9 protein-coding genes and 1 pseudogene are annotated in these 18,200 nt (G+C 39.2%); 8 read left to right on the top strand and 2 right to left on the bottom strand.

Annotated features, from left to right (window positions below; genetic code table 11):
- The first annotated feature begins 1 nt into the window (after position 1).
- Positions 2–1,366 (top strand): GntP family permease, encoded by a 1,365-nt coding sequence (locus E1919_RS25275; protein WP_237144849.1) that lies wholly within the window; start codon positions 2–4, stop codon positions 1,364–1,366.
- A gap of 302 nt (positions 1,367–1,668) precedes the next feature.
- Positions 1,669–4,191 (top strand): glycogen/starch/alpha-glucan phosphorylase, encoded by a 2,523-nt coding sequence (locus E1919_RS25270; RefSeq protein WP_162056198.1) that lies wholly within the window; start codon positions 1,669–1,671, stop codon positions 4,189–4,191.
- Between the two features lie 31 nt (positions 4,192–4,222).
- On the opposite strand, the gene E1919_RS25265 is transcribed toward E1919_RS25270, so the two are convergent.
- On the bottom strand, positions 4,223–6,037 hold the full coding sequence (locus E1919_RS25265; RefSeq protein ID WP_237144848.1) for a mechanosensitive ion channel family protein: 1,815 nt from the start codon (positions 6,035–6,037) through the stop codon (positions 4,223–4,225).
- A gap of 1,662 nt (positions 6,038–7,699) precedes the next feature.
- Between E1919_RS25265 and E1919_RS25260 the strand changes: the two genes are divergently transcribed.
- From E1919_RS25260 to E1919_RS25235, 6 genes are all read left to right on the top strand, one after another.
- Entirely contained in the window at positions 7,700–8,269 is a 570-nt protein-coding gene (locus E1919_RS25260) for a hypothetical protein (RefSeq protein WP_162056196.1), read from the top strand.
- Positions 8,270–8,622: 353 nt separating this feature from the next.
- Positions 8,623–11,745, top strand: a complete 3,123-nt coding sequence (locus E1919_RS25255; RefSeq protein ID WP_162056195.1) for a hypothetical protein — start codon at positions 8,623–8,625, stop codon at positions 11,743–11,745.
- Positions 11,738–12,823 carry a DUF6402 family protein gene (locus tag E1919_RS25250; RefSeq protein ID WP_162056194.1) on the top strand — a complete coding sequence of 362 codons (1,086 nt, stop codon included), beginning with the start codon at positions 11,738–11,740 and terminating at the stop codon, positions 12,821–12,823. Before E1919_RS25255 ends, E1919_RS25250 begins: the two co-directional genes overlap by 8 nt.
- Positions 12,824–13,093: 270 nt before the next feature.
- Positions 13,094–14,869 carry a collagen-like triple helix repeat-containing protein gene (locus tag E1919_RS28010; RefSeq protein WP_202915995.1) on the top strand — a complete coding sequence of 592 codons (1,776 nt, stop codon included), beginning with the start codon at positions 13,094–13,096 and terminating at the stop codon, positions 14,867–14,869.
- An 8-nt stretch (positions 14,870–14,877) separates the two neighbouring features.
- A complete protein-coding gene (locus E1919_RS25240) occupies positions 14,878–15,780 on the top strand; it encodes a hypothetical protein (protein ID WP_162056193.1) in 903 nt (300 codons plus the stop codon).
- 643 nt (positions 15,781–16,423) lie between these two features.
- A complete protein-coding gene (locus tag E1919_RS25235) occupies positions 16,424–17,776 on the top strand; it encodes an esterase/lipase family protein (RefSeq protein WP_162056192.1) in 1,353 nt (450 codons plus the stop codon).
- A 313-nt stretch (positions 17,777–18,089) separates the two neighbouring features.
- Here E1919_RS25235 and E1919_RS28305 read toward each other — a convergent pair.
- Positions 18,090–18,200: pseudogene (locus E1919_RS28305) on the bottom strand (IS701 family transposase); the annotation flags it as partial.

Genomic DNA, 18,200 nt, shown 5'->3' with positions numbered 1-18,200 from the left:
AATGATGACTGAAACAACCTACCTCTTAATCATTACCGTACTTTCAATTCTGCTGCTGCTGGTGCTGGTCATGCGCCTGAAAATCCATGCTTTTATTTCTTTACTACTGGCCAGTGCTTTCGTAGGGCTGGCAGCCGGAATGCCCTTTATGGAGCTCATTCGGAGCCTTCAGGCTGGAATGGGCAACATTCTGGGCTTCATTGCTATTGTAGTTGGCTTAGGCGCTATTCTCGGGAAATTACTTGAAGTATCCGGTGGTGCTGAAACGCTGGCACACTATATCATTAAAGCCTTTGGAGAGAGCAGAACTTCCTGGGCGCTCATGTTTACCGGGTTTATTGTTTCTATTCCGGTATTTCTGGATGTGGGCTTTATCATCCTTGTTCCAATCGTGTATGCACTCGCCAAAAAATCAGGCCTGTCGCTTTTAAAGTTTGCGATACCCCTGCTGGCCGGTATGGCGGTTACCCACTCCTTCATTCCCCCGACTCCAGGCCCTGTGGCCGTGGCGGAAATCCTGAATGCCCCGCTTGGCTGGGTGATCGGTTTTGGCATAGTGGTCGGTTTGCCGGCTGCCGTTGTAGCAGGTCCACTTTTTGGTAACTACATCAGTAAGAAAATTATGGTCGGCCCGCCGGATTTTGTGGAGTATAACACAGATAAAGTGCTGGCAAGCAGGCGGGATTTCTGGACCATTCTGTTTATCATCGTCCTGCCTCTTTTTCTTATATTAATTGCCACTTCCCTCGACATGGTGGTGGGAATGGGTGAATTGTCGGGCGAGAATTACTGGGTCACCCTGTTTCAGTTTTTAGGCCATCCTTTTGCCGCCCTGACAATCGCCACGCTTGTAGCCGCCTACTTTCTGGGAATCAGAAAAGGATACAAGGCGAAGCAGCTACTGGAGTTTTCTGATAGGGCCCTGGCACCCGCCGGTTTAATTATCCTGATAACAGGTGCCGGTGGTATGTATAAGGAGATACTGATAGAAAGTGGTGCCGGGGAAGCCTTGGCGCAGCTATTCATTACCTACAATGTAGCGCCCCTCTTCATGGCCTATGTGTTGGCGGTTATCATCCGGGTTATACAGGGATCGGCAACAGTGGCCATGATTACGTCCGCTGGTATGATGGCTCCCATCATCGTGCAACTGAATATCTCGGACCCGATGAAAGCCCTTATCTGCCTGGCAGTGGCAGCAGGGGCCACCATCTTGTCGCATGTGAATGACAGCGGTTTCTGGCTGGTGAAAAAGTACCTTGGTCTCACCGAAACAGAAACCCTGCAGTCCTGGACAGTCATGGAAACTATAATTTCCGTATCAGCTTTCATGTTTATTCTATTGGTTTCATTTTTTATAAACTGAAAGGGAAGGCTTTTTTTTAAGAGCAATATATGAATCAAGGCTGTTGAATGAAGCCTGCAATGCAGGTACAATGGGAGATTATCTGAAATCATGCGTAAAGCATAGAACATAAGTGATACCAAGAGTATTTGATTTATACGCATCATATTTAAATAACAGAAAGCAATAATTCTCCTCCTTGAAGGGGCTAAGAGTGGGTTGAATCTTAATTGAATAGTAGAAGAGTGGCTTCTTCATACGCAGAAAACATTCGATAGGCGTATGAAGCCTAATTTCCTGTACTCAACATAAAAGCATCTGCTATGAAAGATGAGAAAAAAATCAGTAACAAGATTAACATTTCAACCACATCAGGATCTCTACGGGTCAGCCACTCCAAAGAAGCGATTAAAGCTTCCTTCTTAGACAGCCTGTTCTATGGCATTGGCCGCATTCCGGCGCTAATTACGTTAAATGACCAGTATACAGCCCTGGCATTGACCATACGTGACAGAATTTTTCAACAGTTTGTACTGACAACTGAGAGCATTTCAAAGCAGGATGCACGGGCTGTTGCCTACCTCTCTGCAGAATACCTTCCAGGCCCACACCTTGCTAACAATCTGCTTAATTTAGGAGTCACAGCGCAGACACGTGAGGCAATGGAAGAACTGGGCATCGAACTGGATGATTTAATTGCTATAGAAGAAGAACCAGGCCTGGGAAATGGCGGCCTGGGCAGGCTGGCATCCTGCTACCTGGATTCTCTTGCAACCCTGGGTATACCTGCTATAGCGTATGGCATCCGGTATGAATTCGGCATCTTCGACCAGATGATTAAAGACGGATGGCAGGTGGAACTTACTGATAAGTGGCTTCATTATGGTAACCCCTGGGAAGTGGTGCGCCCTGAAATAGCCTACGAAGTTAAATTTGGCGGTAGAACGGAATATGGTACAGACTCCAATGGAAAATTGCATGTTGCATGGATTCCAAGTTCAGAAGTGAAAGGGACAGCTTATGACACGCCCATACTGGGGTATAAGGGCAATGGAGCAGTCCTGCGGCTCTGGAGAGCGGAAGCCATTGAGTCGTTTGATTTTGCCGCTTTCAACCTCGGGGACTACTATCATGCTGTTGAGGCAAAAATGATTTCGGAAAATATCACGAAGGTGCTGTATCCGAATGACCAGGCGCAAGGTGGGAAAGAGCTAAGGCTGAAGCAGCAGTACTTTTTTGTCACCTGCTCGCTGCAGGATATCATTCGTTTGCACCTGTTTCAGGGGCGAAATCTGGTGCATTTGCACGAGAAGTTCGCCATTCAGCTGAATGACACCCATCCTGCTATTGCCATTGCGGAACTGATGCGGCTGTTGGTGGACGTACATCAGCTGGATTGGGAGAAAGCGTGGCATATTACACAAAACTGTTTTGCTTATACCAACCATACCCTTTTGCCTGAAGCACTGGAAAAATGGTCTATTCCTTTATTTGAAAGAATACTACCCCGGCACCTGGAGCTTATCTACGAAATAAATCATCGGTTTCTGGAGGAAATCCGCTACCAGTACGCCTTCGATGATGCGCAGATTGCCCGTATGTCTATTATCGAGGAAGGTGGTGAGCGTTATATTCGTATGGCCCATTTGGCTACTATTGGCAGCCATAGCGTAAATGGAGTTTCCGCGATGCACTCTGAGCTGCTTAAAAAGGAAGTGCTCCATGATTTTGCAAGACTTTGGCCGGACAAGTTCTGTAACGTAACCAACGGAATCACACCCCGGCGATTCCTCTATCTGAGCAATGCGCCGCTGGCTGAACTTATCTCCAGTCATATCGGAAATGGCTGGATTACAGACCTGGACCAGCTAAGGAAGCTGGAGCCTTATGCGGACGATGCCTCCTTTCAAAATAAATGGACGGAAATCAAATTAAACAACAAGCAGCATCTGGCCGCACTTCTTCAAAAGCAAACAGGAATAGAAATAAACCCGGCTATGCTTTTTGATATACAGGCCAAGCGCATCCATGAATACAAGCGGCAACACCTTAAAGTATTACATATACTTAGCTCGTACCTCCGCCTCAAAAAGGGAGAACTGAAAAACTTTCACCCTTCCGCATTCATTTTTGCGGGAAAGGCTGCTCCCGGTTATTTTATGGCAAAGCTAATCATCAAACTAATCAATTCAGTTGCAGATTTAATCAATCAGGATACAGCAGTTAATGATAAGATGAAAGTTGTTTTTATGCCTGACTTCAATGTAAAAAACGCGCAAAATCTATATCCTGCAGCAGATCTCTCTGAACAAATTTCAATGGCGGGTATGGAAGCCTCCGGTACAGGAAACATGAAGTTTTCGCTTAACGGGGCATTGACCATAGGCACATTAGATGGGGCGAATGTAGAAATACTGCAGGAAGTAGGAAAGGATAATTTTTTCCTTTTTGGGCTCAGCGTACAGCAGGTACAGGCAAATAAAATAGCAGGCTATCAACCTTATGAAATCTATCAGCAAAATCAGAATTTGAGAGAAGTTCTGGATTTTATTGTATCCGGTGCTCTATCGCAGGGTGACACCCAATTGTTCAGGCCGCTGTACGAAAACCTCCTTTACCAGGACCCCTTCATGCTGTTGGAAGATTATCAATCCTATATTGATTGCCAGGAGCAAGTGCATGAACTGTGGCGCGAACCAAAGGAGTGGGCTCGAAAATCCATTTTAAATGTAGCGCGCATGGGTAAATTCTCTTCAGACAGATCTATCAGAGATTACAGTAAACTGATATGGAATGTTGCTCCCATTAACAAGAAGTTGCCTGTTTCTGAATTGAATGTTAAATAATGTTGTTTATAATTATTCACTAATAGAAAGTTCAGGTTGCTCTTCCATTCTGCTGGCTGGAGCCTTCGGGAGGATAGGAGATAGAGTTCCTTAAATTCTCGATGCGATCAGAATTGAAGCTGGGGATCTGCATCTCACCGGCTTCCCGCCACTTTCGCACCTGTTCTTCCGCTTCAGCCCCTTTTTCTTTGGATAAGCCTTGGTCACGTGCGATATAAAGTGTTTGAGAAGGGAAAGCGAATCCGGTACCACTTGCCTCCACTACATCCATCATGCGTAAATACAAATCCTCCTGCACCTCCAGGAACTGATCAAAATTGCTGGCATTCACGTAGGCGAAGATATCTATGTTAAGTGAGTCAGCACCTATCTCAGTAAAACGTATGCGGGCCGGCGTGGGATCTACCATCGGGTGTGCATACAAAATGGAGCGAAGCTCGACCAGGAGAAACCGGATCTGATCCGGAGTGGACTCAAAGCGCAAGCCAAATTTAGGATGAAACCAGAAGCGGTCCCGGTGCGCGTAGTTTTCAATTTTTGTGGAGGCGAGCTCCCCGTTGGGTATGGTGACAATCGTACGGGCAAGCGTGCGGATACGCGTGGAACGCATCCCTATCTGCTCAACAGTGCCTATTATGTCGCCAACTTTGCAGAAGTCACCCACACGCAAAGGCTGATCGGCTATCAGGGTTACACTTCCGACAAAGTTCTCCACTGTTTTCTGGGCACCCAGTGCCAGTGCAATACCGCCTATACCCAGTGCGGCGAGCCCGGCAGTAACATCAAAGCCAATTGTGTCAAGTAGGGCAATAAAGCCCAGCACCACAATAGCTATTTTGGCAGCTCTGCGCAGAAAAAGCACGGCAGAAACCCCGGCCATGTTGTTGCGCCGTGTCAGCCGCCTTTCTGTAAACCGGGTGGTGGCATCGAGGAGTCGCCACAGCAGCAGCAAAATAGCGGCTACACCAACAATAATCGTTACTTCGCTAAACCGCTGGCGCACAATAATGGAAACACCTACCTGCTCGCTGGCTACCACAAAAAGCCACACAGCCAGGTATATTTTTAAGGGCAAGGCAAAGGCTCTAATAATACCCGCCGTGCCTTCCTCTCTGGCTTTGTACCAGAGTAAGCGGAGAATGTAAAGCGTGAAGGAGGTGATGCCCCATGCCAGCAGGTAAGCCCCTACAACCATCAACAGCATAGCTATCCAGTGCGCTATAGGCACACCGCCCCATTTGTTTTCTATTAGAAAGTTGGGTGAAATCTTGTCCACAAGTGAACCAATAGACTCTTCTTCTATGAGAAGAGGCACCATTAGTACTGTCTGTGAAGAAAACAGCCAGATTGGACCGCCATCTGGTCCTTCCGTCTTTTCAAGTATCAGGTTAAAGGTCTCACCGTTGACGGTGGCGGTACCTACTCGGACCAGGTTCGGTCCCAGATTGTCATCTTCAGGCCCCGCGGGGTCGTTGCTTATTTGGGAGTAGGGAAATATTCTCCCATTCTGATCTAGTAAGCGTTGCAGGGAAAGTGCCAGTGCTGCTCCATCCACGTCATCCTGCAAGTCTGGTTCCAGTTCTAAAAACTGTGCGGCTTTGGCGTAGTCTTCATTTGCTACTGCTTTGATAAAACCCTCTACTGTTCCACGCGGGGTGCGTCTGCCAAGGGAATCGTTCGCCCACTCAGGCTCCACTTGTTCTGTGTTATTAGTTGTGTCAGTAGACAGCAGCTGAGCATGTGCCTGGTAGATGGGAAACTGAAGTACCAGTATGCTGCAGATAATGAAGAACAGCCAGCCATAGTCACGAAAGAGTTTTTTTGATATTCGAGATGATGTTGACACAGGTCTATTAAAAACCATATAAAGTATTCAATGTAATTTTAGAAAATAGGTGCTTTGCACAGTGAACAGCAGTTTGAAACCATTCTATTGCATTGCCACAGCCCTCCCAAGTGAAGCTTTCACCCGTAACAACGCCTATTATTGATTCATTTGTAACGTTACCTGCGCGCAGTAGTTGCAACAGAATGGAGGCGCTCGAAGGAGTGGATTTGCTAGTTTGAAGGGTTAATTTTGATAAACAGGAAGATATGAAATTAAAGTATGATGCTTATTTCCTGCGCGACAACATTAGCGGGTAAAAAGGTTAATAGCCTGTAGGAACCATTGTGGTTCTCCGGCAAATGCTTCTCGATGAGAGGCCGTTGTGTAGGGCAATCTTTGAGGGTCAGGATAAGGCTTAACAAATCCAACCACCCGCAGTCAACTTTTTTCAGGACGAGGCACACTGCTCTTTGTTGCTTTTAGTTGCTCATCGTTGCATTATGTTGCATAATATCCTCTTATACATGTATTGAGGTACAAAATTTCTGGACCCGATACAAGCGAGGTACAGATGTAGTTGAAATATACGAAGATGGCAGGAGTTTGGATGTGTGTTTTAACCATAAAAAAAGACCGTATACGGCTCGTATACGGTCTTTTTGGGGTAGTAGTGATTTGGTATTTTTTGAGGTCTTATTTGCCGATGCAGAAAGTGTTGTTGTGAGTTAATATATTGATAAGCAGATACTTACGTAAAATATATAAAAGGAGAGGTACATAGGAGAAGCAAATATTGAGAATAAGATTATTCATCCTGGTATAAAACCTTTTAGTTTAGTTGGAATTTTTCACTTTTATTATGAAGCTGTTTAAATTTTAAAGAACCTCCAAAGAATAGGCTGGTAAATGTGTTTGCAAATATATTTTACACCGACACTAATTTGACCTCCTTCCAATTTTAAGACAACGCTAAAGTAGAGAGGCAAGCACAGTGACGTCCTGCTGACAGAGGATAAGCCCAGAGGCGGTGGAAGAAAAGGGCTACAGTAGCGGCTCCCTTGCCAGGGCCATTGCAGTGCAGGGTATTGAAGTAGCATTCCCCCACTCAACTGCAAAGAAGGTCTAGCAAATGATGAGAACCTCTACAAGGACCATAACAAGTCAATGCCCTTCTTTAAGAGAATAATACACTAACGCCTCATCGCCACCTGATATGATAAGGCTTTTCTTGCTTACCGCACGTGGCTGCATCCATGACACTGCTTCATTGATTGTTAAAACAGTCATGTAAAGGATAATGTTACTTTTACATTGTTTCAAGTGTCGCAATAGTTTTCATTTTAAAATATTATTATATCATTAAACATTTCTATCATCTTATGTGCTAATGTTTTCAAGATTTTCTTAAGTTACTTTTATATGTAAATATTCCTTTAAAAATTTTGTTTATTGAATTATACTTGCTTATATTTAATTTAATTAATCCAGTAGTTATTTATCTTTTAAGGTAGCTTAGTGTAAATCAATTACCTTCTAATTCCTTACTTTTATACCCGATAAGATATAAAAGTTTTATTGCCCACTATTGCGCTCCCCACATAACCACATCTTCTAGTCTTAAGGTAGTGGTCCTACAGTTTAAATTTTACATCAGTAAATAATATTTTAATAATTTGTATTATGGCGGATAATCTAAAAAAGGACGAATTTATAGCGAATGAAAAGTCAGGTATAAGCCAGGACGCTCATTCAGGAATGCAGGAACTAGATAAGCCTGGAACAGCAGCGGATGCAGCTACTGTCGATGATGCTAAAGTTCCAAAAGTTGATAAAGCGTTAATTGTAGGTCAACAAACTGAGCAGCAGAAAACCGAACATTTACCTGCTGCTGATCTAGAACTGGTTAAAGAACTTCAAAGAAAGGCTAACAACTGGATGCGTTGGTACAATTTTAGTGGCTGGGTCTATTGGATATTAGGAGCAGCCAGTGTTGCCTTTTCTACTCTTGGCGCAAGCGATGTGTTTGAACAACAATTTAGTACTGTTTTCGCTCTTCTTTCTGCGATCTGTTTAGGTATTATTGGTTTTGCCAACCCACAGAAAAAAGCAGCTAAGTTTATTGGGGCCTATCGTTTACTGGAACCTTCAGTTAGATCTTATAAATATGGAGTTCTTCCCAAAGCAGATTTGCTTGTAAAAGATAAAGAAGCTGAAAATATGTTAAATGAAGGCGATTTTGATGGAAAGTAAACATAGCTAAAATCTTAACTGTATTTAGCGAAATGTTTCTTCGATGACATGTGAAGGTGATCTGTTTAGTTTTTTATATAATCTTGAGTAACACAAAAAGCAGTGGAATATGATAATAAAATTGTTCTGACATAAAACACCTTCAACACGTTCAAAGCTACTACATATCATAAACGAGCATCTCTACCTACAGCAGAGTTCAGAATTGATAGGATGGAACCATGGAAACCTTATATACGGAAACATACATGGTTCCATTAGGCAAGCGGGGAAAACGTTTCACTTTCAATCAAAATTCATAAAGGTGGGATAGAAGTGGTTTCTCCTACTTTGGCTTTTGGTATTGTGTATAAATGATGAAACTCACTCTTATAAAAAGTATTCCCAAACTAACTATATCTAATATGGCAAATGTTTATAATTCATTGAATATTCAGTATTCTGAAAAGCTAAATGAGGAAAGTAATTATTTTGACGTTCGCCTTTTCTTAGATTTAAACCAAGAATCAATTAAACATCGAAAAGATTTTGCCCTGCCATTAGAATTAGAGTGTTTTTTACCTTACGGATTTGATGTCTTACCTAACATAGAACAGGATAATGAGAATATTTATGATTTATTAAATATAAAAGATTTAGTAAAAAAACATACTGTTGATAAACACAAAGAATTTACTAAGAACACAATAACGATTGGTAATAATAAGGCGGTCAATACCTACCCTTCAGTGTCTAAAATTCTTAAGCAGTCAAACATAGGTGCTTATAAGGGAAGCGCTATTTCTCGCAAAGCATACAAAAAAGATGAAAGTGTTCTCTTGCATCCATTGAAATTAATGCTAAGTACTATAACGTACAACCAAATAGCTGTAGAGGATCAGGATGAAAAGGAGTTGATGGAGCTATTGATTGATAAAATAACATTAGCTGCACTACTACCCTATATAGCACATTCCTCTGTCTGGCCTGGCATAAAAAAAGATGATGGAACATTTCTTTCTTATGAGGAAATAAAAGCAAAGGTGCTAGACAAGCTTTTAATTAAAAATCCACTTAATGGCTATGTTCATCCTTCTATGATAGAAGAAAAGTATGCCATAAAACTTAATTCTTCTGAGACATGGGTTTCACTGATAGAATATACTTTAGACACAAAGGACGAACATAGTAAATTATTATTCCCTATTGATCTCTTAGATGAGACTTTATCTGATCATCTACAAGTTTTATATGATCAATTGAAAAGTGAGAATGCTGAAGATAATCAATTCAAGTACAGCATGGACAATGTGGCGGAGCTTTCCATTGATCCAAAATTGAAGCTGCGTACAGATTATGGCTTTTTTTATCCTATCGTAGATGAGTTCCTTAAGAAACAAAATGTTCGAAAAGGTCTGCAGTTGTTAAAGCAAAAGTATAATACTGAAGACATTTCTGGTTTTTTACCCTTCGTAGAGGAAATAGATTTTCGCCCCATTGTATGGTCTAGAGAAGCAATGCAAATTACTACTGAAATGAACATTGCGGCTAAAAAATATAAGTGGGCTAAGGAAAGGTTTGAAAAAGAGATTACTAAGGATGCAGCTACTGATATTATAGAACAGATATGCAATGATCTACGAAAGGCATCATCGAATTGGCATATAGCCAAGAGTAGGTATGAACACTTAAAGAACAAGACAGGTAAGGAAGGAATAGAGCTAACCTTACAAGAACATAAATCAACGGATGGAGCTATAATTGATCGTTTCTTTACCCTTACTAGAAAAAGGGTTGAGGCTAAGAATGTAGTTCTTATGAAAAGTAAGTTAGAGAAATGGACTGAAAATTATACTGTTCGGCGCTGTAAGCGTAGTTTCTTCTTCAAAAGATGCTGGAATGAATACAGAACCCGTGAACTTTCTAATTGGCGTACCTGGTATGAGACTGTTGTTCATTACTATACTGTTGATGACCCTATAACTATAGACTATGATCCGATAAGTTCCTACTTGGAAAAGGATATCAATATTGGTGTAGTAGATACCAAAGAGAACTTAACGAGAGCTCAGTCCCTTGCTGCTGCTTTAAATCTTCCGCAAGAGGGAGTTGTGAAAATTAGTTCTCAAGGAGGTGCAGGACAAAGAAAAACTTATGAGGGTGTTAAAAATAAGCACAAAGAAGTGCATATATTCGATTATACTGAAGGAGAATATAGGGACCAAAATGGTATCCCTCTTTCAGTGCTCCTAAGAGAGTTAGAAAGCAGCAATTATGATCAATCTGATATTAAACCAAATCAAAAGAAACTATTCATAATACCCCAGTTAAAAAGAACGTTATCTGGAGAAACTTCTATTGAGAAGTATTTAGCTGTACATAATCCTATCGGAGGTAGACGTACCAACATTGCGCCTAATATCTATATTGTTGAAACGTACAAACAATCCGTTCAGCAGGTTCCAGGACATTGGCTGGGTAAGCTTAGCCACACTACATGTCTTTTTCCAGGTGAAACAAGAAGGTTGAAAATTGTTACTGAGAGTAAGCACGAGAGTAACATTAGCCAGGACAGCAGAAGTAAACAAGCAGGTTCTTTCAGGCAGAAGGTTGATGTAAGAGATCAGGTACGTCATGAACTTGAGCAGGAAAACAAAACATCGGACACTAAGAACTGGTCAGTTAGTGCAAGTGGAGGTGGCAGCTGGGGAGTAAGTAGTGTTAAAGCTAGTGTAAGTTCCAGTGGCTCAAAAACAAATTCAAGTTCTCGTGTTGCTAAATCTCTTAATGATAAGGTTTCGGAGGTATTAAACGATGTATCTTCGAGTAACGAGGTGCAGTTTGTCACTACCTCCACCGAAAAAGCTTCTGTTACCTCTACCTCTGAAAGTATTGTCGATATTAAAAATGTTAACCAGGGAAGGTCCATCAATTACAAATTCTTCCAGATTCTTCATAAGTATGTTTCAATGGTTACTCTTGAAGAAATAAGAATTGTAGTAGAATATGGGCATGAGGTTATACCTGGCTTAGATGTTGTGCAAACAAAAGTTTACAGCCTGATGGAACTGGATAACTTGCTACCAGATTTGGTTGAAGAAGAACGTGCATCAGTTATAAAACAAGTTAGAAGTCTTATTATTGACCGCTATAAAGAAAGCCTGTTACTTGATGAGAATAAGAATCCTGTTGATATAAATAAAGAGATTATTATAACTCAGGATCAGACGTATGTAAATAGCGGAGCATTTTACTTGGATAACGAGGTAAGTCTGTTGCCAGCTACAGAAGAATATGTAGAGCGGGCCAGAAATGAAGAAATCAATGAACAAGTCGAGAAAACTAATCGCATTAAAGCAGAGGCGAAAGCTATTGATGCTGGTCGCTGGATGCTTTACGATAATCTGCCTTCAGGTTATAAACATGCTTCTTTAGTATCTAATTCTAACGGATCTGAAGCTACAGACGGGCAGGCAACTTTTAAGAAAGATGAATAGCCAGCGCCATAATCTATTAGGATTTGCTTCGATTGTGGATGAGCCTCAAGTTCTGAGTTACAACTCTGCACTGGGTACTGATTCTACTGCTTTAAAGAATGTGCCAGATGCCTTGTTAGCTAAAAATCCAAATCTAATTACCCTTAAAGGATTAGCGAAAGATGAAAGGGAGAAAGCAATCATTGAAAATCTACCTCATATTTTCAACAAACAAGGTTTAAAATTAGCAGCCAATCTTATGAATTATTGGCTTCATGAAAAGTCTTATGATGGTAAAAGAAGCTGGGACTACCATCATGGAACAACTAAAGGAGTATTACTAAGAGATGACGAGGTAAGATATTTAGTGAGCGAAGCCAGACATGAGCGGCTTAGAAATGCCATATATAAGCTTCATAAAAAATTTCTTGAGCCTAGTAATGGAATATTGAGCGAATTTTCTTCAAGAAGCTTTTCCGGCATATTTGAGAACAGTTTAAGAGCATCAAAACAAAGCCTCTATACTTATTTAAAGAGTATGAAGGAGGGTGAAAATAAAACCATTGGTTGGGGTGAAACAATTTTTAATCCAGAATTATATATTTCTTACGAAGAAGTAGACTACTTACAACTTCCGTCGAAAAACAGTAAATACTATCCTATACATATCGATGATTTAAGTGCTTCTCTTGGAAGATTTGGCGTTAGAGCTTATGCTTCAGGAGAATTATCAAGAACCGGATCAACGGGCATTTTTAATGTTTCTAAAGTTGGGATACGACTGTTCGATCAGTTCAAGTTTGAAAGCAGTATTGTGCCCCTTCTATCACAACCGCTGGGGAACTGGTCAAATAACGGATTGGAAAACATAGTAGATCACAAAGGCGTCAATTTGAATGATGCGACCTTTGTTAAATACAGAGAAAAATTTAATAGGGGTTCAGATTTCTTTGTCTATTCTAAAATTTACGAGTTCAACGAATTATCTAGCATATGTAATATTTTACACCTCAAATCGATACCAGCATTTTTAATAAATATTTCTGAGAAAGACGTCCTTCAGTATACTACGAATCAAGTACATGTTCCGAAATACTAAACTTAATAATATTATACTATATTGATAAATTAATAGACTTTGAAACGTTGTTTATGGATGAAACTTCAAATGTTTTAGTAGTATTAGTGGTACAGATTCTAAAGTGAAGACTACAGTCTTGTAGGTTTGAGGACCTGTGCCTCCATGTATGGAAAGTAAGTTAAGTTTATTGTTATATATAATGGTAGTTGCTGAGCTCCTAGTTTAAGTTAATTCTTATGGTAGAATAGGGTTGAAAGGTTTATGTGTGTTAATTAAGCTTAAAGAGAGATGGAGAAGATAGAAGATTCGTTCCATGATTTTTTTGGAAACTTTAAACAATATTTGTTAATGTTGTTAGTTGGCACTTTTGCGTATGCCACTCTTGTTCCAAATATTGTAAATTATTTCTGGGAAATATTTGGGTTTGATAGGGTTATGTCCTATAAAATATTTATTTTAGTATATTTTATTTTTCCTGTTTTCATATTTTCCCTCATATTTTTACTTACAAATAAAAATAATGAATTGCCTTTGGGAAATAAAAAATACTCATTGGTACTACCACTAAAAAGAAGAATAACTGCAATATTATTACTTATTGTTCTTTTTTACAGCCCTGGACTTTTTGGTATTTCCTATAGACAATTTCTTTATGATATTCTTTTTGTTCTGTTTTACAGCCCCGGGCTATTTGGCAACATATATGTGCTATCTTTAAATTATACTATTATATCAAATCTGACGGTTGATTTTGATTTCTGGCTTGCTTTTACAAGTTTAATTGTGTTTTTGATTATTGGATTAATTTTTGTTTTTTGGGAGAGCCACAAAATACTATTGCAAAGAGAATTTTCTGTAAAGCAAAAGCAAAATATTATAAAAACAATCGGTAAATCCTTTTTGTTTCCATTGTTATTTTCTTGCTTCACTTTAATGTTGCTTTTTTTCTATTTGATTAAGAATCATCCTAAAAACAGTGATAGTACTATAGCTTTCAAACTTGTAGAACTTGTTGATGAATACAATAAAAATATAAACAAAAAATACCAAAAGCTTGAATCAAATTTAAGTTATGCTTTCCATACATTGCACATCATTGAAGATGATGAAAAAAAACAATTTAACAGTGTAATAACAGCTAATAATTTTTATGCTCAAAAAGCCAAACTAATATCTTTGAAAAGAACATTAAGGAAAGTTCATTTAGATATTAATGATAGTAAATTTGACAAAAATAAGGCAGAAGCTTTGAAAGAAAACCTCAAGAGGATTGGAAAATATTATAGTTCTTTAGATTCAAGTACTCTTTATAATACTAATTCTTTACATGTACTTTTTCTCAATGAGAGGAAAGAAAAATTTCAACAAATAAATAATATTTTATATTCAAATTTAAATTATTTGGCGAAAGAACAATTAACTTCTCTTTTTTCAAATGCATACATTTATGGACTAATTGTATTTACATTAGTACTAAATATTCTTATTTTATTTTGGTTTGTACTTAAAGTAGTGTATCAAGTAGAACTGCAAACTGCACAGCCAAGGGAGAAACGAAGGGGCTTAGCAAATTTGAGAGTAATTCCTTCTCATCAAGAAGCGCCGCATAATCCTTACTTTAGAGATTTTTCATTAATAAAATATTTTTTAATTATATTTTTCTTGCTTACCATTCCATTGCTAAGAAAAGTTTCTGCTGAAAACTTAGATATATTTAAACCGTTTCAAGTCATCACTATCACTGAAATCATAAATGGAAAAGCAGGAGAGCCCGGCAAACCCGGAGAGTCCGGCAAACCCGGAGAGCCCGGCAAACCCGGAGAGCCCGGCAAACCCGGAGAGTCCGGCAAACCCGGAGAGCCCGGCAAACCCGGAGAGCCCGGCAAACCCGGAGAGCCCGGTATTATTTATGTTCGTACAGTAGATAGCACAAGTATATTGGATACAATAGCATCTTTAAAAATGGAAATAGATAACTCTAAAAAGAGTGTTATAAAAGCTATTAATAATAGTAGATATCCTCGAACAATTAGTAGTACACCTGCCTCAACTTCAAAACAATAATAACTTACATGATGAAGTACATCTTAGTTATATGGTACTTTCTAATAGCTTTTTCTCATTTTTCGTCAGGTCAGTGCAATGTCCAGCTTCAGCCAACAGATACTTTTTTAGAAATGGATTCATCAAATTTTCAGTATCAAGCATTTACTGTTAAAGCTAAAAAGACAATAGAAGAATTAGATAGTGTGATTAAAGTTAACTTCGATAATAGTATAAAGAATTATGTTGGAAAGAAACTGGACATTGATGGAGTACAAGAATTTAAAAATACCTATGATAGCATTATTCCCAATATACTTTATATGAATAACTTGTTGTCAACTAATCAAGATATAAATTCAGATGTCAAAGCAAACTTCCAAGCATATGAAAATGCTGTCATTATATATAGAGATGCACTATGTAGGATAGTTGATTTATCTGCACAATATGATACTTTGTACTATGATGAATTAAATGAGTTTAGAGAAAGCTATGAGTTTTTAGAACTTGTAAAAAATCAACTTCTAAAGTCTTTTGTACTTAATAACCATAATTTATTAATAACTGATATAAAGAAACATTTAATACCTTTCAGTTATCCTAAAAACATTATTTCTGTTTCGGCCTATCATGATTCACTTTTCGGAATCGGTTGGAAAGGAAAAACAAACTGTTTAGGTGAACATAGCATTTCAAGTGTTGATTTTCTAATTGATCATGCGGATAAAGGTATAGGAGGTGTTATTTCTACAGGTGTATTGTTCAAAGGTTTAGCATTAATGCCAGGAGTTGCTGTTTTGCATGAAGATAACTACACAGACTTTAACTGGCATTTTACTGCTTTACTAATGAAAACTAAAGGAAGCTTTGGCTTTTCTTATTCACCATTAACGGGTGTGGGACTTGTAGGCACTTTTGGTTTTCCTTGATTTTATTAATTACTCTTTCCATAAGGCAATAAGGCTGATAATTTTCATCAAAGATTTTTTCTCTAAGATGCATTAACATTAGTTAATTCACAATTTTATTAAAACTGCTATCGAATCTTAAAGTATTAACTAAAACCTTTATTTATAATCTTTTGGAAGGAATGGATTTAATGATGGAAGATAATGGAACACTATAGGGAATAGCCAATTTTATAGGTGTACAGCTCTAATCCTAATATTTGAGACAAATTTAAGCCACTTCCTATCATAATACTTAAAAGTTGGTACTGTATACTTTGTAGATAGATTATACCTTTAGTTAGTCATATATGCTATAGTAGTTCTTTCTGATAAAGCGTATTCAGCAGACCCTTTTAATTTAAAAAGATACTGTACTATGTACTACTACCTTTTAACCGTACCCCTTGAAGGCTAAGCTTTGAATCTGCACTATGTGAACCCTTCCGCTATCCAATCATTGCTTTCTGCATCCTTTGATGTTGAAAGCGATAAAGTTAACGTAAAGTATTCGAAATTTCAAATGCCTTGATTAGGTGAGGGTAGCGATGAAGAAATGCTGAAAGTTTTCTGCCAAAACCGCGGCACCTTTTAAATTGATCTTTACATATCAAACACATATAATATGACTAATCCAATTATTTTAGTGCATGGTTATTCAGCTGAAGGGCAGTCTTTTCAAACCTGGAAGGATATCCTTATAAGAGAAAAAGGATATGATCCTGATAAAGTTCAAATTTGCGAGTATAAATCGCTTACAAACGAAATAACCCTCAAGGATATTGCTGAGGGCTTTGATCGGGCACTCCGCATCAATAAATATATTAATCCAGATGAGCCTTTCGATGCTATTGTTCATTCTACTGGGATTCTTGTGCTGCGCTCTTGGCTATCGGTGTACGGCCGGCACAGAAAAATAAAGCGCATCATTGCATTAGCTCCCGCCTCATTCGGATCACCTTTGGCACATAAAGGCAGAAGCTGGCTTGGAGCCCTATTTAAAGGTCACAGGAAGTTAGGCCCTGACTTTTTGGAAGCCGGAAATCTGGTGCTGGACGGCTTGGAACTTGGAAGCCGGTTTACCTGGGATCTTGCCCATCGTGATCTTTTTGATGAAGATAAGATATTTTATGGCCCTGAAGAAGATACCCCCTACGTTTTTACTTTCTGCGGTGACTCCGGTTATGGAGGGATTCGGGGGCTAGTTGCGTCCTCACCAGGAACCGATGGAACGGTTCGATGGGCTGGGTGTACGCTAAACTCCCGTAAAATTACTTTAGATTTCACAAAACCCGCTGACCGATACCTTATTACCGACTGGCCAGTCGATAAAAGAACAAATTTAACGATGCCTTTTATTCCAGTGAAAGAAATACATCATGCTTCTATCATGGATAATCCCACTCCCGAGTTGATAGAAATGGTAACAAAAGCTCTTGATGTGCATAAGAAAGAACAGTATGAGCAATGGGTACAGTATGCTATTGAAAAATCAGCCGACACTTTAGAGGCTATGCCTAAATGGCAGCAGTTCGTGGTGCGTGCACAAGATGAACGGGGAGACCCTATAACAGATTATAACTTACAGTTCTATAAAAAAACTAAGGACAGTGATGGAGATGATTGGGAAATCATAGCCATTGATGTACATGCTTATTCCGGTGACAATAGCTTTCGCTGTTTTCATTTAAACTTAGAAGACTTGGATGATGTGAACATTCAAAGCCTGAAGTTAGAGTTCATGGCTTCTACTGGTACTCAACTACTAGGGTATCATGAATATATTGCGGAAGACACTGATATCACACATATTGATAAAAGCCCAACCTTTACGCTGGATCTAACGCCAATGCTACATGAAACAAACAAAAAGATTTTCTATCCTTTTACAACCACTTTGGTCGAGATAACTCTTAATAGGGAGCCACTACCAATACGGAACAAAAACGATATTACTTTCTTCATAGATAGCATGTAAGTTTAATTGTCAGCCATAGGAAGGAGGGTTTAAAAGATCTTTCAGATCCTTACTACAACTAGTGCCTTTCCTGCGCTTAGGGAAGGCACTAGTTGCTTTCCTGAAGCGGTTACTTTCTTATGTTTTCCGTAAAAGTAGGGATTTAAGAGGTGAAATTATTTTAAGGTGGAATTTGTGTTCATTACCCAACATTTGAATTAGCTTGATTTTTTTTACAGCCTATTTTCAGAAGATTACATGTGAAGGCTCAATAGATGCGCTACATTTTCACCCGTTGATTTAATCTCAAGATATTACTTAGGACTTTCGCACATTAGGCATAACAGATAGCAGGATTTACCAGTTGTTGATTCATGTATTGGTCGAGCAGCCCTTTTTTGAGCTGGTAAATTGTTAGTTCATAGGCATAGGCCAAACTCTTGAG

Source organism: Pontibacter pamirensis, assembly GCF_010015475.1.
Taxonomy (GTDB): Bacteria; Bacteroidota; Bacteroidia; order Cytophagales; family Hymenobacteraceae; genus Pontibacter; species Pontibacter pamirensis.
The sequence above is the reverse complement of the archived record's forward strand: the minus strand, read 5'-3'. Positions and strand labels throughout refer to the sequence as shown.

Coding starts and splice junctions, on each gene's coding strand:
- E1919_RS25250 (WP_162056194.1), top strand. CDS start 11,738: ATGAATAGCCAGCGCCATAATCTATTAGGATTTGCTTCGATTGTGGAT.
- E1919_RS28010 (WP_202915995.1), top strand. CDS start 13,094: ATGGAGAAGATAGAAGATTCGTTCCATGATTTTTTTGGAAACTTTAAA.
- E1919_RS25275 (WP_237144849.1), top strand. CDS start 2: ATGATGACTGAAACAACCTACCTCTTAATCATTACCGTACTTTCAATT.
- E1919_RS25235 (WP_162056192.1), top strand. CDS start 16,424: ATGACTAATCCAATTATTTTAGTGCATGGTTATTCAGCTGAAGGGCAG.
- E1919_RS25270 (WP_162056198.1), top strand. CDS start 1,669: ATGAAAGATGAGAAAAAAATCAGTAACAAGATTAACATTTCAACCACA.
- E1919_RS25240 (WP_162056193.1), top strand. CDS start 14,878: ATGATGAAGTACATCTTAGTTATATGGTACTTTCTAATAGCTTTTTCT.
- E1919_RS25260 (WP_162056196.1), top strand. CDS start 7,700: ATGGCGGATAATCTAAAAAAGGACGAATTTATAGCGAATGAAAAGTCA.
- E1919_RS25255 (WP_162056195.1), top strand. CDS start 8,623: ATGATGAAACTCACTCTTATAAAAAGTATTCCCAAACTAACTATATCT.